Raw genomic sequence first — 23,997 nt, forward strand, 5'->3', positions numbered from 1 at the left:
GAGACGCCGTGCTAACCGAGCGTACGCCTCTCGAATTCCCCCGCCAGCACGCGCCACAGGAACAGCGGCGAGTCCTTCGGCGGCGACAGCTCCGGGGTCCAGCCGGTGAGCTTTTCTATCACATAGTTATCCGCCAGAACGCCGCGCCAGCGGCGCTCGACCCGGCCGAGCGGCTCGCGCCTGGCGGGGATATTCTCCCACAGCGATGAGCGGTTGTCTGGCTCGCGCCCGACATAGATACCGTCGTGGCCTTTGATCCGGTCCATGCCGGGATCGCGGAAATCCTGGAAGCGGCCGCGCTCGTTGATCTCAACGACGGGCACACGGCCCCGGAACAGCCAACGCATCATGGCGTAGGTGCGATAGTCCGTGGTGGCGATCCAGGTTGCGCCGGTCTCATCGAGTGCGGCCTGTGCGCGCGCTGCAACCTGCTCGTAGCCCGCCTCGGCGCCGATCGGATCGATCTTGCCGAGGAGATTCCAGGGCGCCGCGACATAATAGAGAAACACGATGACGACGAAGGCGATGCCCGAGACGACCGCCGTTTTGAGCCAGAAGTGGCTCGACCGAATCAACCGCGCCGACCAGTTTTCGCGTGGCAGCATCACGAGGTTGACCGCAGTGGCGGCGAACCCGACCGGCCACATGAACATCGGCCAGGTGTCGCCGACCCGGAGCGTCAGCGACTTGAAGAGGAAGTAGAGGAACGGCACCAGCACCGCAGTCGACAGCAGGATCGCGGCCGGCTCGCGCGTGCGATAGCCGCGCCATGCCATCAGCACCAGCCCTGACAGCACCACCGGCAACATGACGAAACCGACCAAGCCGAATTGCAGGCCGATGTAATCGCCGACGGTGCGGAGCGAGATGCCGTAATTGGCGGTGGCGCGTACGCCCTGGAAGCGGAACGAGGCCCAATCGTGCTGCACGTTCCAGATCAGGACGGGCGAGAACGTTGCGATTGCGATCACGACCGCGAGATATGGATAGGGGCTGCGCAGCCAGCGCCAGCGCCAATCCGGCACCAGCAGGAAGGCGGCAACCGCCGGCGCGAACATGATCATTGTGAATTTCGACAGCATCGCCAGCCCGGCGAACAGGCCGGCCGCGAGCCACCAGCGTCCGTCGCCGCCCTGTGCCAGCCGCACCAGGGACCACATCATCGCCACCGCGAACGGGATCATGGCGACATCGGGCGCGACCTTGGCCATCAGCAGGCCGTAGTAAAGCGCGGCCTCCGGCATCAACACCGCGAACATGACGGCGCGCGCATCATGGGTGAGACGGCGGACGATGTCGGCGAGCAGGAGCTGCGTCACCAGCATTGCGACGATGCCACCGAGGCGAACACCGAGCGCGGTGTCACCGAAGATCGCGGTCCCAAAGCGGATGAACCACGCGATCATGGGGGGATGATCGAGGAAGCTCAGCGCCGTCTCCTTCGACCAGGTCCAGTAATAGGCTTCGTCGGTGCGCAGCTCGATCGCGGAGGCATAGACGATCCGCAGCAGCGTCATCGCGGCGATGATCGCCGCGGCCATGACGAGGAGCCGGCGCGCGGCGCCGTGGGAGGGCACGGTGATGTCAGGACCTGTCGTCACGGCCGCGCTTTTCGCCAACCTGGGAGGGGGAGTCAATGTTGGGCGGCGAATCGGCCTATTCCGCCGTCGTCCCGGACAAGCGAAGCGCCGATCCCGGACGACAATGGAGTATTTGGCGACCTACCGCGCATGTGATCGGGCCAGCTGTCCGCCGGTGGAATTAAACGCTACGCTGGCTGTTCTCCTTGGTGAACTGATACAAGCGAATCATGGCCAAAGCTCCCGCACAGATGTCCGAACTCGTCCGCGCGACCAGCTTGCGGCAAGTGCGGCTGGTCTGCGGCGTCGTCCTGTTCGCCTATGTGGTCAGCCATCTCCTCAACCATGCGCTCGGCAACATCTCGGTCGATGCCATGGAGGTCGGGGTCTACTACCACGTCCTGTTCTGGCAGTTCCTGCCGGTCGCAATCATCTTCTATGCGGCCGCGCTCATCCATATGGGGCTCGGCGTCTACGCGCTGTATCAGCGCCGGCAGTTCCGCTGGCGGACGATCGAGCCGCTCCAGCTCGTGCTGGGGCTCAGCATCCCCGCCCTCGTCATGGCGCATGTGATCGGCGTGCGGCTCGGCCAGACGCTGTACGGACACCAGAAGCTCTATCCGCAGGAGCTCTACCTGTTCTTCGTCGCGTCGAACCGCATCTGGACCATGACGATCCTGCTGATCATTGCCTGGGTCCACGGCTGCATCGGCATTTATTTCTGGCTCCGCCTCAAGCCGTTCTTCACGCGTGCCGCGCCCTATCTGCTCGCGGCCGCGGTGCTGATCCCGACGCTGGCGCTGCTCGGCGTCTATCAGGGCGGCCGCAGCGTCGCGATCGAAGCCGACGACGGGGAATGGCGCACGCATAATCTCACCAGCCGCCAGGTCGGCACGACCGCCGAAGCCAACACGCTCGACCGCATCACCGGCGGCCTCACCATCGGCTATGTCGGCCTGCTCGGACTGGCGCTGGCCGCGCGCGGCGTGCGCGCCTGGCGCGAGCGGCGCGGCGGCATGATCGCGCTGTCCTACGGCAACGGCAAGACGGTGCGGGTCCCCAAGGGCCTCTCCGTGCTGGAAGCGAGCTTGCGCCACAATGTGCCGCATGCCAGCGTCTGCGGCGGCCGCGCCCGCTGCTCGACCTGCCGCATCCGCGTCATCGGCGATCATGGCGTCCTGCCGGAGCCGTCGCAGCGCGAGGCCTTCGTGCTCACCCGTGTCGGCACCACCGATCCGTCGATCAGGCTGGCCTGCCAGCTGCGGCCGACGTCGGACCTCTCCTTCTTCCAGCTCTTCACGGCGCATACGCTGTCGGCGAATGCGCAAGCCTCGACGCCGGCTCGGATCGGTCAGGAGCGCTATCTCGTCAGCCTGTTCGTGGACATGCGCGGCTCGACGCAGCTGGCCGAGAAGCGGCTGCCGTTCGACACCGTCTTCATCGTCAACCGCTTCCTCGGCGCGGTCTCGCAGGCCGTGATCGAGAATGGCGGCCAGCCGAACCAGTTCGTCGGCGACGGCATGCTGGCGCTGTTCGGGCTGTCAACCGATCCGCAGACCGCCTGCCGGCAGGCGCTGAAGGCCGCCGCCGGGATCGCGGCCCATGTCGACGAGCTCAACGAGCTCCTGAGCCACGATTTGCGCCAGCCGATCCGCTTCGGCATCGGAATCCACGGCGGCGAGGTGATCATCGGCGACATCGGCTATCGCGATCACATCGTCTTCACGGCGCTGGGCGATGCCGTCAACGTCGCCGCCCGCCTCCAGGACATGACCAAGACGCTGGCCTGCGAAGCCGTCATCTCGGAGGAGGTCCGCCGCACCGCGGGCGTTGCCGACGATTCGCTGCCGCAGCAGGAGGTCGCGATCCGCGGCCGCGACGAGCCGATGGCCGTGCGCGTCGTCGCGGACGTGAGAGGGCTGACGGCGCTGGTCGACGGAAGCGAGCGGGTCGCAGCGTAAGTCAGCCACGAATGCGGTGCACTCCCTCTCCCGCAAGCAGGAGAGAGCTGGGGAGAGGGTATCTCCGCCACGGGACACTCCCCTAGCAGAGAAAACCCTCACCCGGCGCTACGCGCCGACCTCTCCCGCAAGCGGGAGAGGTGCACCAAACTCGCGGCAGGACTCGATTCGGCCAACTCGGGCCGTCGCTTCGTAACACCGGCTTGCTGCAACGCAGCGGCATGGGCCTGCTGCGAAAGCACGAATTGACTTCATCCGAGTCGTCGCGACAGATGAGCGCGTGTTCGCGGTGATGATCGCGATCCAACGAAAAGCTCCGGGAGGAGACCAGAATGTTCGATCGACGCGACCTGCTCAAAGGAGCGGGCCTTGCCGCCATGGCGGCCACACTGAATTCCACCAGGGCGCTGGCACTCGACACCGTCACGCTGCCGTTTGCCAATGGCGAGCGGCCGCTGGTGAAATATCCGCAGAAGCGGCCGATGATCGGCCTGACCAGCCGGCCGCCACAGCTCGAGACGCCGTTCGCTGTGTTCAACGACGGCCCGATCACGCCGAACAACGCGTTCTTCGTCCGCTACCATCTCTCCGACCTGCCCTACAATCTCGACCCCGACAAGTTCACGCTCGAGGTCAAGGGCAAGGTCGACAAGCCGCTCAAGCTGTCGCTGAAGGATATCAGGAAGATGAAGGCGACCGAGATCGTCGCCGTCAACCAGTGCTCCGGCAACAGCCGCGGCCTCTTTGAGCCGCGCGTCGCCGGCGGCCAGCTCGCCAACGGCGCGATGGGCAATGCGCGCTGGCGCGGCGTGCCGCTCAAGGCCGTGCTGGAGATGGCGGGCGTGCAGAGCGGCGCCAGGCAAGTCACCTTCAACGGCATGGACGGCCCGGCCAGCGACAAGACGCCCGACTTCGTCAAGGCGCTCGACCTCGATCACGCCACCGACGGCGAAGTGATGCTGGCGTATGGCATGAACGGCGAGGACCTGCCGTTCCTGAACGGCTTTCCGCTGCGCCTGATCGTGCCGGGCTATTACGGCACCTACTGGGTCAAGCACCTCAGCGAGATCACCGTCGTCGACAATGTCTTTGACGGCTTCTGGATGAAGTCGGCCTATCGCATTCCCGATACCCCGAACAATGCGATCGAGCCGGGCACGACGCCGAAGGCGACGATCCCGATCAACCGCTTCACCATCCGCTCCTTCATCACCAGCGTGCCCGACGGCGCCAAGCTGAAGGCGGGGCGCACCACGCTGCGCGGCATCGCCTTCGACGGCGGCAAGGGCATCAAGGAGGTCCAGGTCTCCACCGACGGCGGCAAGACCTGGACCAGCGCCAGGCTCGGCAAGGATCTCGGCAAATACTCATTCCGTGAATGGAAGCTGGCGGTGAAGCTCGCCGCCGGCTCCTATGATCTCAAGGTCCGTGCCACCGGCAATGGCGGCGAGACCCAGCCGGACACGCCACGCTGGAACCCGGCGGGTTATCTGCGCAACGTCGTCGAAAACGTCCGCGTCAGCGTGGCCTGAAGGGAGAATGATCATGCAGCGCACCGTTCTCCTCGCCATCTCACTCGCCCTCGGGGCCGGCATCGGCGCCGTGACCGCGGCGCCCGTCAACTACCAGCTCCCGAACGAGGTCGCCGCCTTCAAGCCCGGCCCCAACCTCGAGATCGTGCAGGGCAATTGCAGCGCCTGCCATTCGGCCGACTACATCAACACGCAGCCGCCGATGAAGGACAAGAAAGCTTTTTGGCAGGCCGAGGTGACCAAGATGATCAAGGTCTACGGCGCGCCGATCGACGATGCCGATGTCGGCAAGATCGTCGATTATCTAGCCGCGACTTATTGACAGACAGCGGGACGCGTGCGGGCCGACTGACCTCGAAACGGGCAAAACCGGGTAAAAACGCCGCGAAGTTGAGCGGAATTCCGCGAAATGCCGATGTGGTTTGATCTATGAAGCCCGCCACATTCCGCGTATCTTATTAGGACCGAACCGGCCGGTTGGCGGGGACTGGCGGTTCGAGATCTCGGAGGAAGACCCGCGGAGAAGACGTGATGGCTAAAGGTACGGTCAAGTGGTTCAACCCGACGAAGGGTTATGGATTTATCCAGCCTGCGTCGGGCGGCAAGGATGTGTTCGTGCATATCTCGGCAGTGCAGAAAGCCGGCCTGTCCTCGCTCAACGAAGGACAGACGGTGGAATACGAAGAGATCGCAAACCGGGGCAAGACCTCCGCAGAGAACCTCAAAGTATAAGCCCGCCAGCCTTTGCTGCCTCCCGGATCTGTCCGGGAGTGGGCCAAAAAAATTTTAGAAGACGGTCAGTGCATTCGACGACAGGCGTTGCGATTGCACACGGAGAGCTGTTTTTCTGCAAGGACCGCCCGTCCAGCGCCTCGGCAACGACAATCGCGACGGCATTTCGTCAGTCTACCGGCAACGGTGCGTCGCGCTTGATCTCTTCCATCACCGCATAGGTTCGCGTCTCGCGCACGCCCGGCATCGATAGCAGGGTCTCGCCGAGGAAACGCCGATACGCGGTCATGTCGGCCAGTCGCGCCTTCACAAGATAGTCGAAGCCGCCGGCAACCATGTGACACTCCAGCACTTCAGGCGCGAGCTTCACCGCACGCGCAAAACGCTCGAAATTGTCGGGCGTGGTCTTGTCGAGCAGCACCTCGACGAACACCAGCAGCCCGAGGCCGAGCCGGTGCGGATTGAGCCGCGCGCCGTAGCCTTCGACAAAGCCCTCGCGCTGCAATCGCTTCAGGCGCTCGCCGATCGAGGTCGGGGACAGGCCGATGCGCTCGGCGAGTTCGACATTGGCGATTCGCCCGTCCTGCTGCAAAATCGCGAGGATTCTCCGGTCTGTTCGATCGAGTTCCATACTTTATCCTGGCAATACATAGATCGGCTTCATTTTCTAAGGCAAATCGACTAATTTGTCTATCGAACTACGGTAACGCCGGCTTTATCCTGGGTTTCAGCGACAGGACACGCCATGCCGAACATCCCGCCTCCGTTTTCCGCTCCATACGCGCCCGATGATGCCGAGATCGCCGCACGCCTCTTGCCGGGGTCGCATCTCAGCCCGCCGCAGGAGGCGCGCATCGACCGCACCGCGACGCGGCTGATCGAGGCGATCCGCAAGCGCGACGACCGGTTCGGCGGGGTCGAGGACATGCTGCGGGAATTCGCGCTCTCGACCAAGGAGGGACTCGCCCTGATGGTGCTGGCCGAGGCACTGCTGCGCGTGCCGGACGCGCGCACCGCCGACCAGTTCATCGAGGACAAGCTCGGCGAGGGCGACTTCATCCACCACGAGACCAGGTCGACGGCCTTCCTGGTCAACGCCTCGGCGTGGGCGCTGGGCCTGTCGGCGCGGGTGATTCAGCCCGGCGAGACGCCCGACGGCACCATCGGCCGTCTGGTGAAGCGGCTCGGCGCGCCGGCGGTGCGCACCGCGACGCGTCAGGCGATGCGGCTGATGGGCAATCATTTCGTGCTGGGTGAGACCATCGAGCAGGCGCTGGAGCGAGGTAGGCCGCGATCCGGCCAGAAGACGCGCTACTCCTTCGACATGCTCGGCGAAGGCGCGCGCACGGCGGCGGACGCAACGCGCTATTTCGATGCCTATGCGAGCGCGATCGAGACGATCGGCAAGGCGGCGGGCAGCCATCCCCTGCCCGACCGGCCCGGCATATCCGTAAAACTCTCGGCGCTGCATCCGCGCTTCGAGGCAATCACCCACGCGCGCGTGATGGCCGAGCTGGTGCCGCAGCTGCTCGATCTGGCGCAGCGCGCCAAGGCCCATGATCTGAACTTCACCGTCGATGCCGAGGAAGCCGACAGACTAGAGCTGTCGCTCGACGTGATCGCGGCGACGCTCGCCGATCCTTCGCTTGCCGGCTGGGACGGATTTGGCCTCGCCATCCAGGCCTATCAGAAGCGCGCAAGCGCAGTGATCGACTATGTCGATGCGCTCGCCCGCGCGCACGATCGCAAGCTGATGGTGCGGCTGGTCAAGGGCGCCTATTGGGACACCGAGATCAAGCGCGCGCAGGAGCGCGGGCTCGACGGCTATCCCGTGTTCACGCGCAAGGCGATGACGGATCTGAACTATGTTGCCTGTGCCGCGAAGCTGCTTTCCTTGCGGCCACGCATCTTCCCGCAATTCGCGACCCACAACGCGCTGACGGTCGCGACCGTGCTGGAGCTTGCCGGCAACAACGGCGGCTTCGAATTCCAGCGCCTGCACGGCATGGGCGAAGCGCTCTACGAGCAGCTCTCCAAGGATCACCCCGACATCGCCTACCGCACCTACGCGCCCGTGGGCAGCCATCGCGACCTGCTCGCCTATCTGGTGCGCCGGCTTTTGGAGAATGGCGCCAATTCATCTTTCGTGGCGCAGGCCGCCGATTATCGCGTGCCTGTCCCGGCGTTGTTGCAGCGTCCGGCGGATGCCATTGTCCGGCCGCAAGCGGCGGCCCATCCCAGGATTCCGCTCCCTGGCGACCTGTTCGCACCGGAGCGGCGGAATTCACGGGGCGTCGAGTTCGGCGCGCGCGCCGCACTCGACCAACTGCTTGCTGACATCAAGGCCGAGACGGCCGACCTCGCGCCGATCGGCGATGCAACCGCGGATCGGGCCGACGCCGCAGTGGCCGCAGCGCGCGCGGGCTTTGCCAGCTGGAGCCGGACGCCCGCCGGAACACGTGCGGCGGCCCTGGAGCAGGCCGCGTATCTGCTGGAGAGCCGCAGCGCTCGTTTCATCGCGCTGCTGCAGCGCGAGGGCGGCAAGACGCTCGACGATGCGCTGTCGGAGCTGCGCGAGGCCGCCGACTTCTGCCGCTACTATGCCGCGCAGGGCCGTAAACTGTTCGGCAGCGAGACGGCGATGCCCGGCCCGACCGGCGAGAGCAACGTGCTCACCATGCGCGGCCGCGGCGTCTTCGTCGCGATCTCGCCGTGGAATTTTCCGCTGGCGATCTTTCTCGGCCAGGTCACGGCGGCGTTGATGGCCGGCAACAGCGTGGTGGCAAAACCCGCCGAGCAGACACCGCGCATCGCGCTTGAGGCGGTAGGCCTGCTGCACGAGGCCGGCATCCCCGCTGGCGCGCTGCATCTCGTCACCGGCGACGGCCGCATTGGCAGCGTGCTGACCGCGCATCCCGATATCGCCGGAATCGTCTTCACCGGCTCGACCGAGGTCGCCCGCCTGATCAACCGCACGCTGGCCGCCAAGGATGGGCCGATCGTGCCGCTGATCGCGGAGACCGGCGGCATCAACGCCATGATCGCGGATGCCACCGCGCTGCCCGAGCAGGTCGCCGACGACGTCGTGACCTCCGCCTTCCGTTCCGCCGGCCAGCGCTGCTCGGCGCTGCGGCTACTGTTCGTGCAGGAGGACGTCGCCGACCGCATGATCGAGATGATCGCTGGCGCGGCGCGCGAGTTGAAGCTCGGCGATCCCTCTGACGTCGCAACCCATATCGGCCCGGTGATCGACGCCGAGGCCAAGCAGAGGCTGGATGCGCACATCGCGCGCATGAAGACCGCGGCGCGGCTGCACTTCGCAGGCGCGGCGCCAGAGGGCTGCTTCGTCGCGCCGCACATCTTCGAGCTCAAGGACGCAGGCCAGCTGACGGAAGAGGTGTTCGGCCCGATCCTCCACGTCGTGCGCTACCGCGCCGAGAACCTCGAACGCGTCTTGCAAGCCATCGCCCGCAGCGGCTACGGCCTCACGCTCGGCATCCATTCGCGCATCGACGACACCATCGAGGCCATCATCGACCGCGTCCAGATCGGCAACATCTACGTCAACCGCAACATGATCGGTGCCGTGGTCGGCGTCCATCCGTTCGGCGGCAACGGCCTCTCCGGAACCGGCCCCAAGGCAGGCGGCCCACATTACCTCGCGCGCTTTGCGACCGAGCAGACGGTAACCATCAACACCGCCGCGGCCGGCGGCAATGCTGCCCTGCTCGCAGGCGAGGCGTGAGGCAAGCAAGGAGCGTTGCATCCCGCCGAAACATCGGTCTAATGCTGCCGATGGCCTGCCCGCACCAATTCCAGCGCGCGGGAAACGACAAGAGCGAGGGAGCAACGCCGCGATGGAAAAAGGCATTTTTGCAGGCCTGAAGGTTCTGGATTGCGCGAGCTTCATCGCAGCGCCCGCGGCCGCGACCGTGCTGTCGGATTTCGGCGCCGATGTCGTCAAGATCGAGCCGCCCGGCGCCGGCGACCCGTACCGCAATCTACCCAACATTCCGGGCTATCCGAGCAGTGAGCACAATTTCGCCTGGCTGCTTGAAGCCCGCAACAAGAAGAGCATCGCGCTCGACCTCGCAAAGCCGGAGGCGCAGGCCGTGCTCTACAAGCTGGTGGAAGAGGCCGACGTCTTCATCACCAACATGCCGCCGCCGGTGCGCGCCAAGCTCGGCATCACCTATGACCACCTCGCCCATCTCAACGACCGGCTGATCTACGCCTCTTTCACCGGCTATGGCGAGAAGGGCGAAGAGGCCAACAAGCCCGGCTTCGACAGCAATGCCTATTGGGCGCGTTCGGGGCTGATGGACCTCGTCCGCGCCGACACCGACACCACGCCGGCCCGCTCCGTCGCCGGCATGGGCGACCATCCCTGCGCCATGGCGTTCTACGGCGCCATCGTCACCGCGCTGTATCAGCGCGAGAAGACCGGCAAGGGCTCGCATGTCGCCTCCAATCTGATGGCGAACGGCGTGTGGGCGGCGAGCGTGCTGGCGCAGGCCAAGCTCTGCGGCGCCAAATTCGCCGAGCGACGGCCGCGCGAGCGCGCGCTGAACGCTGTCGCCAACCACTATCAGTGCAAGGACGGCCGCTGGCTTATCCTGTCGCTGCTCAGCGAGGAGAAGCAGTTTCCGACGCTGGCCAAATGCCTGGGCCGCGAAGATCTAATCACCGATCCGCGTTTCGCCACCAAGCCTGACCGCCACGCCCGCTCTGTCGAGCTGATCAAGATCTTCGACGAGACCTTCGCCACAAAGGATCTCGCCGAATGGCGCAGGATCCTCGACGGCAACGGTCTGGTGTTCGGCATCGTCGGCATTCTGGACGACATCCCCAACGACAAGCAGATGCTCGACAACGAGGTGCTGGTGCCGTTCGAGAACGACACCATGCTCACGATCTCCAGTCCGATCTGGATCGACGGCGCCAGGAAGGTGCAACCGCGCAAGCCGCCCGGCGTCGGCGAGCACAGTGACGAGATTTTGCGTGGCGCGGGATACGACGAGGCCGCGATCAAGCAGCTGCGGGGCTCGGGGGCGGTGGGGTAAGCTCGCCCCACAAACACGGTCATTGCGAGCGCAGCGAAGCAATCCAGAATCCCACCGCGGATGCATTGCTGGATTGCTTCGCTGCGCTCGCAATGACGGCGTTAAAACATCTCGGTATAACAATCGGCAGAGCCCCGACGTCGCGAGGTCCCATGCCGAGCTACCGCCTGCACTACTTCCCCGAATCCGGCAACAGCTACAAGCTGGCGTTGATGCTGACGCTTTGCGGCGAGACGTTCGAGCCGGTCTGGACCGATTTTAGCGGCGGCGTCACGCGCACCGCGGAGTGGCGCAAGGCCGTCAACGAGATGGGCGAGATTCCCGTGCTCGAGGTTGACGGCGTGAAGATGACGCAGACCGCACCGCTCCTGCTGAAGCTTACCGAGCAGTATGGCCGCTTCGGCGCCGAGACGGCGGAGGAACAGTTCGAGCTGCTGCGCTGGCTGTTCTGGGACAACCACAAGCTCACCGGTTACATGGCGACCTACCGCTTCATGCGGGCCTTCACCGAGAAAAACGATCCGCAGGTGCTGAAGCACTTTCGCCGCCGGCTCGAGGACTTCCTCGGCATCCTCGACGGTCATCTCCAGCACAATGCCTTCGCGATCGGCACCAGGCCGACGGTCGCCGATATCTCGATGATGGCCTATCTGCACTATCCGAGCGACGAGCACGGCTTCGATTTCAGGGCGAGCCATCCCGCCATCCACGCCTGGCTCGGCCGTATGGCGGCACTGCCCGACTGGAAGCCGGCCTATGAGCTGCTGCCCGGCAAGCGGATGACGAATTACGCGAATTGAGGGCGCCGGCTACTTCAGCGCCAGCCAGCCGAGCGTGAACAGGATGCCGCCGACGATGACCACCATCGCAATGGCCCAGGTGCTGACGCGGACGCTGCCGCTGACCTGCTTGGCTTCCTCATTGCGCGCAATCTCGCGATTGCGCTCCTTGTTGGCGTCGCTGCTATCCGTCATGGGTCATCCAAATCGCTTGCTGGCTTTATCTTGCGCGTGATCTCTTCGAAAAACCGCTACACACTTTTCCGGATCGCGCGCTAACGCGTCTTGATGAAGCACATGCCGATGCGGCTCGAGGCCGCCGCAGCCTGACAGGTCAAGCCTTTAGCACAGCTCCATGACGTAAAACTCCTGTCGGGCGTTCCCGATCCCCCATTTTCCAGGGAACAATGCGCGCCCCAGCCGTCCTGATATTCGGTGCCGGCCAGTTCGTTGCTGCCGCGCGTCTGCGGCCGGCTGGCAAATCCGCGTGAGAAATCAGGGCGCTTGCCCGCGGCGAACGCTCTCAGGATGTCGCGGCGGCGGACCTGATCGCCGAAGAAATGCGGCGAGGCCGGCACGATATTGGAGTTCGACGGCTTGTCGGCGAGCCAATCGACGCCGGGGAAATGGAAGCCGCCGATGCCGCGGGTCTGATGGCATCCGGCGCAGGCGACGTCGTTGAGGCGGCGCCGGAAGCCCGCGACCGAGCGGATGTTCTGCATGTCGATGCCGCGCGCGGCCGCCTGCTTCAGCGCGCCGACCACGTCATTGTCGGCGAAGACAGGCTCGCCTTGCCCCTCCCCGTTGCCCTCCCCCTGCATCATCCCGAACTCCGGCTGCAACGGAGAAGCATCGAGGCCGGCTGGCGTCGGCACGATCGCAGACCTGGCCAGGAATTCCTCCGGAATCAGCACCGTGCCGCGATCGAACTCGCGAAGACGATCGGGCGCGAGCAGCCAATCCCTGAAGTCGCGCCGGAGCGCGTCGTCGGCGAGGATGCGGTCACGGTCGATCTGGTTCTCCAGCGTCGATTCCTCGAAAGTCTTCGTGGCGGCGTCGTATTTGAACACCTTGAGCAGATAGTCCGAGCGGAAATCGTGCAGCGCCGATTTTGCGGCGACCGAGAGCTGGATGTTGGTCTCGATGCGATCGAGCATCGCATCGAGAGGAGCGAAGCGGGCTCCGATCAGCCCCTGCCAGTCGCCATTGTCGAGCCAGCGCCGCGCGATCTCGGCGCAGGGGATCGGCTTGCCGTTCCCGTCCGTTTGTCGCGCATCGCGCGCCTTCATCACCAGATTGAGCGTCATCGGCAGCCGCGTTGCGGTCTTGCCGCCGTCCGGCCCGGTGTCGAAACGCGCCAGACGGTAGATCAGACGGATCTCGCCGCAGGTCTCTTCCGCAACATAAGCGCGGTCCATGCGGTTGACGATTCCGGCCAGCACGAAACGCGTCTCGCGGGATTTCAGATTGGCCCGGTCGAACAGCTGCACGTCAAAGCCTTCGCCGACACCGACGGTCTCGGTCGGATAGGCCGCTTTCAGCCGGGCGACGTAGCGGTCGAACTCCGCGTCGATCGCGGGCGGAATTTGCTTGAGCTGGGGCAGCCGCGAGAACAGCAGATCGGTCGTCAACGGAATGTCCGCGTTCCGCTCCGGCCCCAACAGGCGCGAGATCGTGAGCGCATCGTGCTGGTCGAACTCGCGCAGCAGATCGGGATCGGTGATCGCCGTGCCGCGCGTTAGCGGCGCTATCTCCGCCGCGAAAAGCGGAACGGCGCCGCCAATAAAGACGGCGGCGGCAACGAGAATTCGCAGCGCGCGGCTCATGCCTTCAATAACACCGCGCCGAGACGGCTATTCAAGCAAAAAGGCGCTTCACATGGTGGTGAAGCGCCTCTTCGGACGCCGGATATCAGCCGCTCAGCGCGCGACGATCAGGCCCTTGCTGGTGACGACCACCCAACGGCCGTCCTGGCGGCGGATCGCATCGACACGGCCAATGCCGGGGATCGGATCGCCGGCGTAGACTTCGTAGAGGCCTCCGCGGCCCTCGATCAGCGCACCGCCATTGGCGACGTCGCGCAGCACCCAGCCCTCGATCGTCGGCAGCCGGCCGACCTCGGTCTTGGGTGCGGCGGGCACCGGGGCCGGCGCAGCCGCGGCGGTCGCAACCTGGGTCGGTGCGATCGAGCCGGTGGTTTCCTTCGCAGGCGTGGCGCGGAGCTTGTCGACGGTCTCGGACAGCTTTGCGATCCTCGCCATCGGCTCGGCCTGCGCCTTCTCGAGCTTGTCGAGGCGGTCGTTGGTCCGGTTGAACTGGCCAAGGCCGGTCCTGGAGGTGTGCTCGACATTCGCCTTCAGCGCGACGACATCGGCGTCGATCCGGGCGACGGAAGCATCCAGCGCGCTGGTGTCGGCGACCTGAGTCGGGGCGGGGCTGGCGAAGTGCATCATGCCGGCGGTCGCGAGCGCGCCGCTGATCGCGCCGACGCTCGCCGCGATCGCCACGACCGCTGCCATCGCCGACAGACGGCGCTTGCCGCCGGTCTCGCGCGGCTCGTCCGCCTTCACATGCGGAGCAAATTCTTCACGCTCCCAGGAGCGCTCCGACGGGGCCATGACGATGAGCTTGCCGGGCTTCGGCTCGGACTTGGACTCAGGCTTGGACTGAGCCTTGGGCTCAACCGCGAGCTGGGCACTGAATTTCGGCACCTCGATGCGGGGCGGCTGAACAGCGGGGGCATCCGCCTTGACCGGATCGGGCTTGGGCGGCGCCTCGTGGTCGGGGGCGATCGAGGGGGCCTCGATGCCGGCGGCGGCTTCGACGGCCTGCGGCGCGGTCGCAGCGACTTCAACGACGCCTGTATCCTGGGCAGCCTGCTCGGCCATTGGTTCGCTCACGGCTCAAATACTCCAGTCTGGGTTGACCTTTTGGTAACTTTCATTGCTTGCGAAATCCTTACCTGTGGACCCGCTTACCGAAATTTTAGGAACTCATCCGGGGCCGAATTTGGCCGGGAAAATGGAACCGGTGTGGCACCGTGCAACAGATTGTCAGCCGATGCTGCCCTGCGGGAGGCCGCCATCACCCAAGGGCGTTGCTTGCCTGAAGCAATTCCCCGGCTAACATGGCTTACCGTCCCGACAGGCAGAAAGCCCGGGGGTGCCAGGAGAGGCACGATGACGATCGAGAAGTGCATCAACACGTTTGATGTCGATGACGTCATCTTCGAGGAGGGCTCGACCGGCCGCGAGTTGTTCGTCGTGCTCGATGGCGAGGTCGAGATCGCCAAGATGAACGACGTCGGCAAGACCAGCATCATCAAGCTTGGCAAAGGCGAGTTCTTCGGCGAGATGGCCGTCATCGACGGCTCGGCGCGCTCGGCGACTGCGATCTCATCTGCGCCGAACACCAGGGTGATGAGGATCAACCACGCCCGCTTCGTCTATCTCGTCAGCCAGCAGCCGGCGTTCGCACTGATGGTGATGGACGCGCTCGCAAAGCGCCTGCGCGCCTCCAACGCGGTCACCTACAGGGCTACACAGCCATGAGCGACCGCAAGCCGACGGCCTTCCCGGTCCTGATGAAGAACGACACCTGCTCGCTGATCCAGGCGACCGATGACGTCTTTCAGATCCGCTTCTCCAACCGCGCGGCGAACGCCTATCTCGTGCGCGGCTCGGCGCGGACGATCCTGATCGACGTCGGCCTGTCGTCGAACTTTCCGGCGATGGTGGAATGCCTGAACTTTGCCGAATGCCCGCCCGAGAAGATCGACATGGTGGTGCTGAGCCACGAGCATCTCGACCATATCGGCGCCGCCTGGCATTTCAACGAACGCCGCACCTATGTCGCAGCCCATCGCCTGGCCGCCAACAAGATCATGCTGCGCGACGATTTCTCGATGCTGCGAAAGATGTTCAACGAGCCGAACATGCCGATCAACGTCGACATCTGGCTCGAGGAAGGCAATCTGATCGACCTCGGAAACTTCCGCCTCAACGTGATGTACACGCCGGGCCACACCTCGGCCTGCATCACGCTGTTCGACCAGGACAAGGGATTGTTGTTCGCCGCCGACACGTTGATGCCCGGCGGCGTGATGGGCGGCGTGTTCGGCTCCGGCAGCATCGCCGACTACATCCAGTCGCTGGAGCGGTTGAAAGGGCTGAACGCGAAGCTCCTGCTGTCAGGCCACGGGCGGCTGTCGGACACGCCGCAGGAGGACGTGCGCATCGCCATCGCGCGGTCGCACGGCCTCTTGGAAGACACAGCACAATTGTTCGACGCGCTTGATGCGCGCTCGAATTTCGAGCCGATCATGCAGTCGGTGCGGGACCTGAACAAGCTGGACGATTGAAACCGTCGTCCCGGCGTCAGAGAACCACAGGCGCATCCGGCAGCTCGTTCGGGTGAGACTCCTGCGGCGGGAAATACCGCGCCAATTCACGTGACACCGCCGCGATGCCACCCAGCACGCCGCGCTCGAACTGGCCGGACCTGAACTCGGCCTCCATCGCGCGGCAGATCGTCTCCCAGCCCTCGGCACTCACCTTCGCGTCGATGCCGCGATCGGCGATGATCTCGACGTCGCGGTCGGCGAGCAGGAGATAGATCAGGACGCCGTTGTTGTGGGCGGTGTCCCAGATGCGCAGATGCGAGAACACGTCGAGCGCCCGCTCGCGGGCCGGCTGGTTGCGGAACAGCGGACCGCCGTCGAGCGCGCCTTCGACGACGAAGCGGATCTGGCCGGAATGCGTGGTCTCGCTTTGCCGGATTGCCTGCTCTATGCGGCCCAGCACGTTTGGCGGAAACACCCGCTTGGCGCGCCAATGGTGATGAAGCAGATGCCTGCCGATTCGCCCGATGCCCATGACCTACCAGCTCCCCGAGGCGCCGCCGCCGCCGAAACTGCCGCCACCGCCGCTGAATCCGCCGCTCGACGACGATCCGCTGCTCCAGCCACCTCCCGAGGACCCGCTCTGCCACGAGCCTCGACGCGACGCTCCCGTGCCTGGTCCCATCGCCGAGAACAGGTCGGCGATGAATCCGATGATGAAGCCGAGGGCTCCGAGAGCGATGGCGAGCGCGAAGGAACCTAGAATGAGCCAGGTCAATGCTGCGACGATGCCCCCGGTCGCCAATGATCCGAGCAGCCGCCCCAGCATGGCCCGGAAGAATCCTCCGACGCCGATCGAGGCGAACAGCGTCACGATGAAGAGCGGCGCGATATCGTCCAGATTGCCGAAATTCACGCTGGGCGAGGGAACCGGCAGCGGCTCGCCGTCGATGACGCGGATCATCCGATCGACGCCATCCGAGATGCCGCCACTGAAATCGCCCGTTCTGAACTTCGGCGTGACGATCTCGTCGATGATGCGCCGCGAGGTGACGTCGGTGAGCGCGCCTTCGAGGCCGTAGCCGACCTCGATGCGAAGGTGCCGGTCGTTCTTGGCCACGACGAGGATCGCGCCGTCATCGACCTTCTTGCGTCCGATCTTCCAGGTCTCCGCAACGCGGATCGAGAACTGCTCGATCGTCTCCGGCTGTGTCGTCGGCACGATCAGGACGGCGAGCTGGCTGCCCTTGCGCGTCTCGAAGTCCTGCAGCTTTTGTGACAGCGCGGCGATGTCGCCGCTGGAGAGCGTGCCGGTCTGATCGACCACACGCCCGGTGAGCTGCGGCACCGCGACGTCGGCGGCCGCTGCGGACGCCCATATCAGGACGATCGCAATCAGGAAGCCTTTGATGGAGCGCATCGTCAGCCGACGGCGCTATTTCGAGGGCGCGGGCGACGGGTTGAAATCAACCTTCGGCGCGGTCGAGATTTCCTTCTCGTTCTCGACCGAGAAATTCGGCTTCTCCTTGTAGCCGAACATCATCGCGGTCAGGTTGCTCGGGAACGAGCGGATGGTGACGTTGTACTCCTGCACCGCCTTGATGTAGCGGTTGCGCGCTACCGTGATGCGGTTCTCGGTGCCTTCGAGCTGGGACATCAAATCCTTGAACAGCGCATCCGATTTGAGCTGCGGATAATTCTCGGTGACGACAAGCAGGCGCGACAGCGCGCTCGAGAGCTCGCCCTGCGCGGCCTGGAACTTCTGGAAGGCTGCTGGGTCGTTCAGCACCTCCGGCGTCGCCTGGATGCTGCCGACCTTGGCACGGGCATTGGTGACGCCGAGCAGAACGTCCTTTTCCTGCTGCGCAAAACCCTTCACCGAGTTGACGAGATTGGGCACGAGATCGGCGCGGCGCTGATACTGGTTCACGACCTCGGACCAGTTGGCCTTGATCTGCTCGTCCTCGCTCTGGATCGCGTTGTAGCCGCAATTGGTGAGGCTCAGCGAGGCCAGGGCCGCCAGCACGGTCAGTATCTTGCGCATCAAATTTCTCCCGGTGGAATCCGGTGCAAACTACCAGATTGAGTGCGCGTGGTGCCAGACATCTTGCGCCGGCGGCGCGAAAAGCAGCCGACTGACGCAAGCCTCTTGCCTATCCTTGGCCGACATAGTCAACTTAGCGGAACAACAAGATCAAACCGGAAACGCCAGAGGGAACGCGATGTCCTCGTTCGAGACCATCCTCATGGAGCGGCCGGAGCCGGCAATTGCCCGGATCGTGATGAACCGGCCCGATGCGCGCAACGCGCAGAACCTGCAAATGACCTACGACCTCAATGCCGCCTTCGACGAAGCGGTGCAGGACGACGCGGTCAAGGTCATCGTCCTCGCCGGCAACGGGCCGCACTTCTCCTCCGGCCACGACCTTCGCCCTGGTGGCAAGAATGCCGCAGGCGTCGATTTTCCACCGGTAGGAAATTGGGGCGGCTTTGCCGAGCCCAACGCCCATGGCCGCTTTGCGCGCGAGCAGGAAATTTATCTCCAGATCACGCGGCGCTGGCGCAACCTCGCCAAACCCACCATCGCCGAGGTGCACGGCAAGTGCATCGCCGGCGGACTGATGCTGGCCTGGGCCTGCGACCTCATCGTCGCCAGCGACGATGCGCAGTTCTGCGATCCCGTCGTCACCATGGGCGTTTGCGGCGTTGAATGGTTCGTGCATCCCTGGGAGCTTGGCCCGCGCAAGGCCAAGGAGTTCCTGTTCACCGCCGATGCCTGGAGCGCACAAGAGGCGCATCAGCTCGGCATGGTCAATCGGGTCGTGCCGCGTGCGGAGCTCTCGGCGTCCGTGCTGGAGCTGGCGCGCAGGATCGCATCGAAGCCGTCATTTGCACTGAAGCTGACCAAGGAAGCCGTCAACCGCTCGGTCGACGTGATGGGCCAGCCGGCCGCGATCGACCAGGCCTTTGCGCTGCATCAGCTCTGTCACGCGCATAATCTCCAGGAGTTCGGCATGGTGGTCGATCCGTCCGGACTGCATCCCTCCGTGCGCAAGCCGCCGGCGGCCGCGGAGTAGCGCCATGGACCTCAATCTCAGCGACGAGCAACGGCTGCTGCGCGAAAGCGCGGAACGCTTCGTGGCCGAAAGCTACGATGCCGATCACCGCCGCAAGATGGCGAACGATCCGCTCGGCTTCAGTCCTGCGGTGTGGAAGCAGTTCGCCGAGCTCGGCTGGCTGGCGCTGCCGATACCTGAAGAGCTCGGCGGGCTCGGCGGCGGCGCGGTCGAGATCGGCATCCTGATGGAGGCCTTTGGGCGCGGGCTGGTGTCGGAGCCCTACATCGCGACCGTGGTGCTCGGTGCCGCCTTGATCGAGAAATGCGGCAACTCGATGCAAAAGCAGGCGAGCCTGCCGAAGATCGCAGACGGATCGTTGAAGCTCGCATTCGCGCATTCCGAGCGCACCGCGCGGTTCGATCTCGCCAAGGTCGCAGCGACCGCGAACAAGACCGCGCAGGGCTGGCGGCTTGCCGGCAGCAAGATCGCGGTGCTCGACGGTCATGCCGCCGACGAGATCATCGTCTCCGCGCATATCCACGATCATCAGGGGCCGTCGGGACGGATCGGCCTGTTTCTTGTGCCAGCGACGGCGCCGACCCTCGTCGTCAGCGACTATGAGCGCCTCGGCGGTGGGAGGGCCTGCAATATCGAGCTGGCGGACGTGCAACTGCCGGGGGATTCTCTGCTCGGCAACGGCAGCGACGCGTTACCAGCGATCGAATGGGCGATCGATCGCGCCATCGCCGCGCTCGGTGCGGAAGCCGTCGGCATCATGCAGACGCTGCTCGACACCACGCTGGAATACACCAAGATCCGGAAGCAATTCGGCCGGCCGCTCTCGGCGAACCAGGTAATCCGCCACCGCCTCGCCGACATGGCGATGCAAGTGGACGAGGCGCGATCGATGGCGTTGCGCGCAGCGCTGAAGGCAGATAGCCCGCCGGTCGAGCGGGCGCGAGCGGCCTCGGGCGCGAAAGCGAAGATCGGAAAATGCGCGCGCTTCGTCGGCGAGCAGTCGATCCAGCTCCACGGCGGCATGGGCGTCACCGAGGAGCTCGAGGTCGGCGCCTATTTCAAGCGCCTCGTCGCCTTCGACACGCTGTTCGGCGGCAGCGCGCATCATTATGGCCGCCACGCCCGGCTTGGCCGCATCACCATTCCGGCCTGACCAGAGGATCGCATCATGGACCTGTCGTTCAATGCCGAGGAGCGCGCCTTCCAGGACGAGGTGCGCGGCTTCATTGCGAAGAATCTCAACGACGAGATGAAGCGCGCGACCGCACTGACGCCGTCGGTGTTCTCCGACCCTGACATCGGCATGGCCTGGCAGCGCGCGCTGCACAAGCAGGGTTGGGGCGCGCCGGGCTGGCCGGTCGAGCATGGCGGGCCGGACTGGACGCCGGCGCAGCGCTGGATCTTCGAGACCGAATCCGCACGCGCCGGGGTGCCGAACGTCAACGTGATGGGCGTGAAGATGGTGGGGCCCGTCATCATCGGCTTCGGCTCGCCGGAGCAGAAGAATTTCTATTTGCCGCGAATCCTGTCTGGCGAAGACTACTGGTGCCAGGGCTATTCCGAGCCGGGCTCCGGCTCCGACCTCTCCTCGCTGAAGACCCGCGCGGTGCGCGACGGCGACGACTACATCATCAACGGCACAAAAATCTGGACCACGCACGCCCACCACGCCAACCGCATGTTCGCGCTGGTGCGCACCAGTGACGGGCCGCGGCAGCAGGACGGCATCAGTTTTGTCCTGATCGACATGAAGACGCCGGGCATCACCACGCGGCCTATCCTCACCATCGGAGGCGACCACGAGGTCAACCAGGTGTTCTTCGACGACGTCCGCGTGCCCGTGGCCAACCGCGTCGGCGAGGAAGGCAAGGGCTGGACCTACGGCAAATATCTGCTCGAGTTCGAGCGCGGCTCGGGGATTGCGTCAGCGAAACTGCGCGAGGGGCTGAAGGCAATCGCGGAGCTCGCCGAATCCGACCTGACCGGCCGCGCGATCGACAGCCCCGACATCGCAACGCGCATCTCGGAGGTCGAGATCGACATCGACGCGCTGGAGATGACGGAGCTGCGCGTGCTCTCGGCGCTGCAGACCGGGCAGAATCCCGGCGCGGTGTCGTCGATCCTGAAGCTGCGCAACAGCGAGATCCGTCAGGCCGTAACGCGGTTGGGCGCCGATGTGATCGGCCACGACGCACTCGTCGTCGAGCCGATGCGCCCGCTCTACAAGCTCAACCACGAGCCGGCGATGCCGGAGGAGATGCTGACGGTGGTGCCGGAATATCTCAACGGCCGCGCCTACACGATCTTCGGCGGCACCTCGGAGATCCAGCGAGACATCATTGCGAAGATGATGCTGGGGATTTGACGGGATACGCCTCTCTCCTTCGTCATTGCGAGGAGCCCTTGCGACGAAGCAATCCAGAATCCTTCCGTGGAGGGACTCTGGATTGCTTCGCTGCGCTCGCAATGACGTCGTGGCAATAGCGCGGGCCCGGATTTCGCTGCGCTCCATCCGGGCTACACGCCGCGTAACTAACCCGCCGCCCTCGCGTCCCTGATCGCCTTCCAGATCTTCTGCGGCGTGAGCGGAGTGTTGAGCTGGGTGATGCCGAGCTCGGCGAGCGCGTCCATCACGCCGTTGGTGACGCAGGGCGGACCGCCGATGGCGCCGGACTCGCCGCAGCCCTTGGCGCCGAGCGGGTTGGTGCGGCACGGCGCGGAATCGTCAAGCGTCACCTCGATCGGCGGCACGTCGTCAGCGCGCGGGATGCAGTAATCCTGGTAGCTCGCGGTGAGGAGCTGGCCATCGGCATCGTACGAGACGCCCTCATACAGCGCCTGGCCGATGCCCTGCGCGACGCCGCCATGGATCTGGCCGGTCACCAGCATCGGGTTCACGGCGACGCCGACGTCATCGACCGTGGTGTAGCGCACCACCTTGGAGACGCCGGTCTCCGGGTCGATCTCGACCTCGCAGATATGCGTTCCGTTCGGCCAGCTCGGCCCATCCACCTCGCCTTCGGAATCGACGCTGAGCCTGGCGCCGCTCTCCTTCTCGGCGAGATCGAACAGGCTGATGCGGCGGTCGGTGCCGACCACGGTCAGCATGCCGCCCTGATATTCGATGTCCTCGACCGACGTTTCCAGCACGTTCGCCGCCTTCTCGCGCGCTTTCTGGATCATGTCGTTGGAGGAGACCGCAACCGCGGTGCCGCCGACGAACAGCGAACGCGAGCCGACGCTGCCAAAACCCATGGCCAGATCAGTGTCGCCCTGGACCACGTCGATCTTGTCCATGGCAATTCCGAGCGTGTCGGAGATCATCTGGGTGTAGGTGGTCTGCAACCCCTGTCCCATCGCCATGGTGCCGGAATGAAGCACGACGCGACCCTGCGAGGTCGCATGCAGGCTGACCTTCTCGGTGTGAGCGCGGCCGCCGGTCCATTCGATATAGGAGGTGAGGCCGCGTCCGTAGAGCAAGCCCTTCTTCTTCGCGGCCTTCTTGCGCGCGGCAAAGCCGTCCCAGTCCGCAAGCTTCACGGCGCGGTCGAGCATGTGGGCGAAGGCACCGGAATCGTAAACCTGGCCCGCCGCGTTGGTGTAGGGCAGCTGCGCCGGCTTGATGTAGTTCGCTTTCCGGATCGCGCGCGGGTCCATGCCGATTTTTCGCGCGGCGGCATCGAACAGGCGCTCGACGATGAACACGGCCTCCGGCCGGCCGGCGCCGCGATAGGCACCGACGGGCGCGGTGTTGGTCATCACCGACTTCACCTCGAAATGCACCAGCGGCAGGTCGTAGACGCCGGTCTGCACGAACGGTCCGAGCACCAGCGGAATGATGTTGGCTGCGCCTGAGGAATACGCGCCGGTACAGCCGATCGACTTGACGCGATAGGCCAGCACCTTGCCCTTCTCGTCGAGCGCGAAGGAGGCGGTGGAGGTCAGATCGCGGCCATGGGTGCCGCCGACGAATTCGTCGGTGCGATCGCCGCGCCAGCGGATCTTCCTGTTCAGCTTGGTCGCGGCATAGGCGACGATACCGTCCTCGGGATAGAGGTTGGTCTTCTGGCCGAAGCCGCCGCCGATATCGCCGACCAGCACGCGGACGCTGTCCTTCGGGCGCTTCAGCACGGCTTCCGCCAGCACGTCGCGGGTCGAGGCGGGCGTCTGCGACTGCACGTGCAGGAGGAGCCGTCCGGACGTCTTGTCGATCTCGGCAATGGTGGAGCGCGGCTCCATCGCCGACGGCACGAGGCGCTGGCTGACGAGGTCGAGCTCGACCGTATGCGCCGCGCTGGCAAAAGCCTCGTCCACCTTGGCGGCGTCGCCATAGCTCATCGCGCCGACGATGTTGTCGGGCGCCTCCGGCCACACTACGGGCGCGCCGAGCTTGACCGCCTCGACCGGATCGACCACCGCCGGCTGCACGTCGTATTCGACCACGATCGCTTCGGCCGCGCTCTGCGCTTCCGCGCGAGAGGCCGCCACCACCGCCGCAATCGCCTCGCCGGCGTAGCGCACGACCTCGTGGGCCAGCAGGCGCCGCGGCGGCACGGTCATCGGCTTGCCGTCGGGGCGCTTGAAGATGCTCAGGGTCGGGATGGTGCCGATATCGTCCTTGACGAGGTCGGCGCCGGTGTAGATCGCGGTGACGCCGGGCATCGCGGCCGCCGCGCCGGTCTCGATCGAGACGATCTTCGCGTGGGCATGCGGCGAGCGCAGCACGTGCAACCACAGCGCGCCATCCTCCGGCTTGTCGTCGATGAACTGCCCCTTCCCGGTGAGCAGCCGCTGGTCTTCCAAACGCCTGACGGGCTGCCCCGCTCCGAAACGCAAATTGCCGGGAAGAATGTTCATTCCGCTGGGTCCTCGAGGTCTCTTGAAATGCGGCAGCCTTTTAGCGGATCGAGGCAGCCGAGACCAGCCGGGGTTTT

General features: G+C 65.2%; 21 protein-coding genes. 12 read left to right on the plus strand and 9 right to left on the minus strand.

The genetic code is table 11. The features are described from left to right. Positions 1 to 11: 11 nt before the first annotated feature. Complete coding sequence (locus NR187_RS15135; protein WP_256807077.1) at positions 12 to 1,541, minus strand: glycosyltransferase family 39 protein; 1,530 nt, start codon at positions 1,539 to 1,541, stop codon at positions 12 to 14. Between the two features lie 269 nt (positions 1,542 to 1,810). On the opposite strand from NR187_RS15135, the gene NR187_RS15140 reads away from it, so the two are divergent. From NR187_RS15140 to NR187_RS15155, 4 genes are all read left to right on the plus strand, one after another. Further along, positions 1,811 to 3,541, plus strand: coding sequence for an adenylate/guanylate cyclase domain-containing protein (locus NR187_RS15140; RefSeq protein ID WP_256806955.1), 1,731 nt, complete (start codon positions 1,811 to 1,813; stop codon positions 3,539 to 3,541). Positions 3,542 to 3,873: 332 nt separating this feature from the next. Then, positions 3,874 to 5,073 (plus strand): molybdopterin-dependent oxidoreductase, encoded by a 1,200-nt coding sequence (locus tag NR187_RS15145; protein WP_256806956.1) that lies wholly within the window; start codon positions 3,874 to 3,876, stop codon positions 5,071 to 5,073. Between the two features lie 13 nt (positions 5,074 to 5,086). Next, a complete protein-coding gene (locus NR187_RS15150; protein ID WP_211381683.1) occupies positions 5,087 to 5,395 on the plus strand; it encodes a cytochrome c in 309 nt (102 codons plus the stop codon). Positions 5,396 to 5,604: 209 nt separating this feature from the next. Then, the gene (locus NR187_RS15155) at positions 5,605 to 5,805 is read left to right on the plus strand and encodes a cold-shock protein (protein WP_008134691.1); all 201 of its coding nucleotides are present in this window, start codon (positions 5,605 to 5,607) and stop codon (positions 5,803 to 5,805) included. Positions 5,806 to 5,974: 169 nt separating this feature from the next. Here NR187_RS15155 and NR187_RS15160 read toward each other — a convergent pair whose 3' ends face one another. Further along, positions 5,975 to 6,436 (minus strand): Lrp/AsnC ligand binding domain-containing protein, encoded by a 462-nt coding sequence (locus tag NR187_RS15160; RefSeq protein WP_256806958.1) that lies wholly within the window; start codon positions 6,434 to 6,436, stop codon positions 5,975 to 5,977. A 114-nt stretch (positions 6,437 to 6,550) separates the two neighbouring features. Here NR187_RS15160 and putA point away from each other — a divergent pair, with 114 nt between their 5' ends. From putA to NR187_RS15175, 3 genes are all read left to right on the plus strand, one after another. Continuing rightward, positions 6,551 to 9,550 (plus strand): bifunctional proline dehydrogenase/L-glutamate gamma-semialdehyde dehydrogenase PutA, encoded by a 3,000-nt coding sequence (gene putA / locus NR187_RS15165; protein ID WP_256806959.1) that lies wholly within the window; start codon positions 6,551 to 6,553, stop codon positions 9,548 to 9,550. A gap of 112 nt (positions 9,551 to 9,662) precedes the next feature. Then, complete coding sequence (locus NR187_RS15170; protein WP_211381680.1) at positions 9,663 to 10,868, plus strand: CaiB/BaiF CoA-transferase family protein; 1,206 nt, start codon at positions 9,663 to 9,665, stop codon at positions 10,866 to 10,868. Positions 10,869 to 11,020: 152 nt separating this feature from the next. Then, positions 11,021 to 11,668, plus strand: a complete 648-nt coding sequence (locus tag NR187_RS15175) for a glutathione S-transferase family protein (RefSeq protein WP_256806960.1) — start codon at positions 11,021 to 11,023, stop codon at positions 11,666 to 11,668. A 9-nt stretch (positions 11,669 to 11,677) separates the two neighbouring features. Here NR187_RS15175 and NR187_RS15180 read toward each other — a convergent pair whose 3' ends face one another. From NR187_RS15180 to NR187_RS15190, 3 genes are all read right to left on the minus strand, one after another. Then, positions 11,678 to 11,842, minus strand: coding sequence for a hypothetical protein (locus NR187_RS15180; protein WP_211381678.1), 165 nt, complete (start codon positions 11,840 to 11,842; stop codon positions 11,678 to 11,680). 80 nt (positions 11,843 to 11,922) lie between these two features. Beyond that, entirely contained in the window at positions 11,923 to 13,473 is a 1,551-nt protein-coding gene (locus NR187_RS15185; RefSeq protein WP_256806961.1) for a hypothetical protein, read from the minus strand. Positions 13,474 to 13,566: 93 nt separating this feature from the next. After that, entirely contained in the window at positions 13,567 to 14,535 is a 969-nt protein-coding gene (locus tag NR187_RS15190) for a hypothetical protein (RefSeq protein ID WP_211382407.1), read from the minus strand. A gap of 291 nt (positions 14,536 to 14,826) precedes the next feature. Here NR187_RS15190 and NR187_RS15195 point away from each other — a divergent pair, with 291 nt between their 5' ends. Both NR187_RS15195 and NR187_RS15200 read left to right on the plus strand, forming a co-directional pair. Continuing rightward, on the plus strand, positions 14,827 to 15,198 hold the full coding sequence (locus NR187_RS15195) for a Crp/Fnr family transcriptional regulator (RefSeq protein ID WP_211381676.1): 372 nt from the start codon (positions 14,827 to 14,829) through the stop codon (positions 15,196 to 15,198). Continuing rightward, positions 15,195 to 16,007 (plus strand): MBL fold metallo-hydrolase, encoded by an 813-nt coding sequence (locus NR187_RS15200; RefSeq protein WP_211381675.1) that lies wholly within the window; start codon positions 15,195 to 15,197, stop codon positions 16,005 to 16,007. The genes NR187_RS15195 and NR187_RS15200 overlap by 4 nt, the downstream gene beginning before the upstream one ends. 16 nt (positions 16,008 to 16,023) lie before the next feature. Here the strand turns inward: NR187_RS15200 and NR187_RS15205 are convergent, their stop codons facing one another. The 3 genes from NR187_RS15205 to NR187_RS15215 are packed head-to-tail and all read right to left on the minus strand — an operon-like array spanning position 16,024 to position 18,030. Beyond that, positions 16,024 to 16,521, minus strand: a complete 498-nt coding sequence (locus tag NR187_RS15205; RefSeq protein WP_211381674.1) for a TPM domain-containing protein — start codon at positions 16,519 to 16,521, stop codon at positions 16,024 to 16,026. Positions 16,522 to 16,524: 3 nt separating this feature from the next. After that, complete coding sequence (locus NR187_RS15210) at positions 16,525 to 17,406, minus strand: YgcG family protein (protein ID WP_211381673.1); 882 nt, start codon at positions 17,404 to 17,406, stop codon at positions 16,525 to 16,527. Between the two features lie 15 nt (positions 17,407 to 17,421). Continuing rightward, positions 17,422 to 18,030, minus strand: a complete 609-nt coding sequence (locus NR187_RS15215) for a LemA family protein (protein WP_211381672.1) — start codon at positions 18,028 to 18,030, stop codon at positions 17,422 to 17,424. A 178-nt stretch (positions 18,031 to 18,208) separates the two neighbouring features. On the opposite strand from NR187_RS15215, the gene NR187_RS15220 reads away from it, so the two are divergent. The 3 genes from NR187_RS15220 to NR187_RS15230 are packed head-to-tail and all read left to right on the plus strand — an operon-like array spanning position 18,209 to position 21,428. Beyond that, positions 18,209 to 19,063 (plus strand): enoyl-CoA hydratase, encoded by an 855-nt coding sequence (locus NR187_RS15220; protein ID WP_256806962.1) that lies wholly within the window; start codon positions 18,209 to 18,211, stop codon positions 19,061 to 19,063. Between the two features lie 4 nt (positions 19,064 to 19,067). Then, positions 19,068 to 20,216: an acyl-CoA dehydrogenase family protein gene (locus tag NR187_RS15225; RefSeq protein ID WP_256806963.1), complete on the plus strand. Its 1,149-nt coding sequence runs from the start codon at positions 19,068 to 19,070 to the stop codon at positions 20,214 to 20,216. Between the two features lie 15 nt (positions 20,217 to 20,231). Then, positions 20,232 to 21,428 carry an acyl-CoA dehydrogenase family protein gene (locus NR187_RS15230; RefSeq protein ID WP_256806964.1) on the plus strand — a complete coding sequence of 399 codons (1,197 nt, stop codon included), beginning with the start codon at positions 20,232 to 20,234 and terminating at the stop codon, positions 21,426 to 21,428. A gap of 167 nt (positions 21,429 to 21,595) precedes the next feature. Here NR187_RS15230 and NR187_RS15235 read toward each other — a convergent pair whose 3' ends face one another. Then, entirely contained in the window at positions 21,596 to 23,920 is a 2,325-nt protein-coding gene (locus tag NR187_RS15235) for a xanthine dehydrogenase family protein molybdopterin-binding subunit (RefSeq protein WP_256806965.1), read from the minus strand. Between the last annotated feature and the right edge of the window lie 77 nt (positions 23,921 to 23,997).

Origin of the sequence: Bradyrhizobium sp. Bra64, from assembly GCF_024519875.1 — a bacterium.
Lineage (GTDB): Bacteria > Pseudomonadota > Alphaproteobacteria > Rhizobiales > Xanthobacteraceae > Bradyrhizobium > Bradyrhizobium japonicum_G.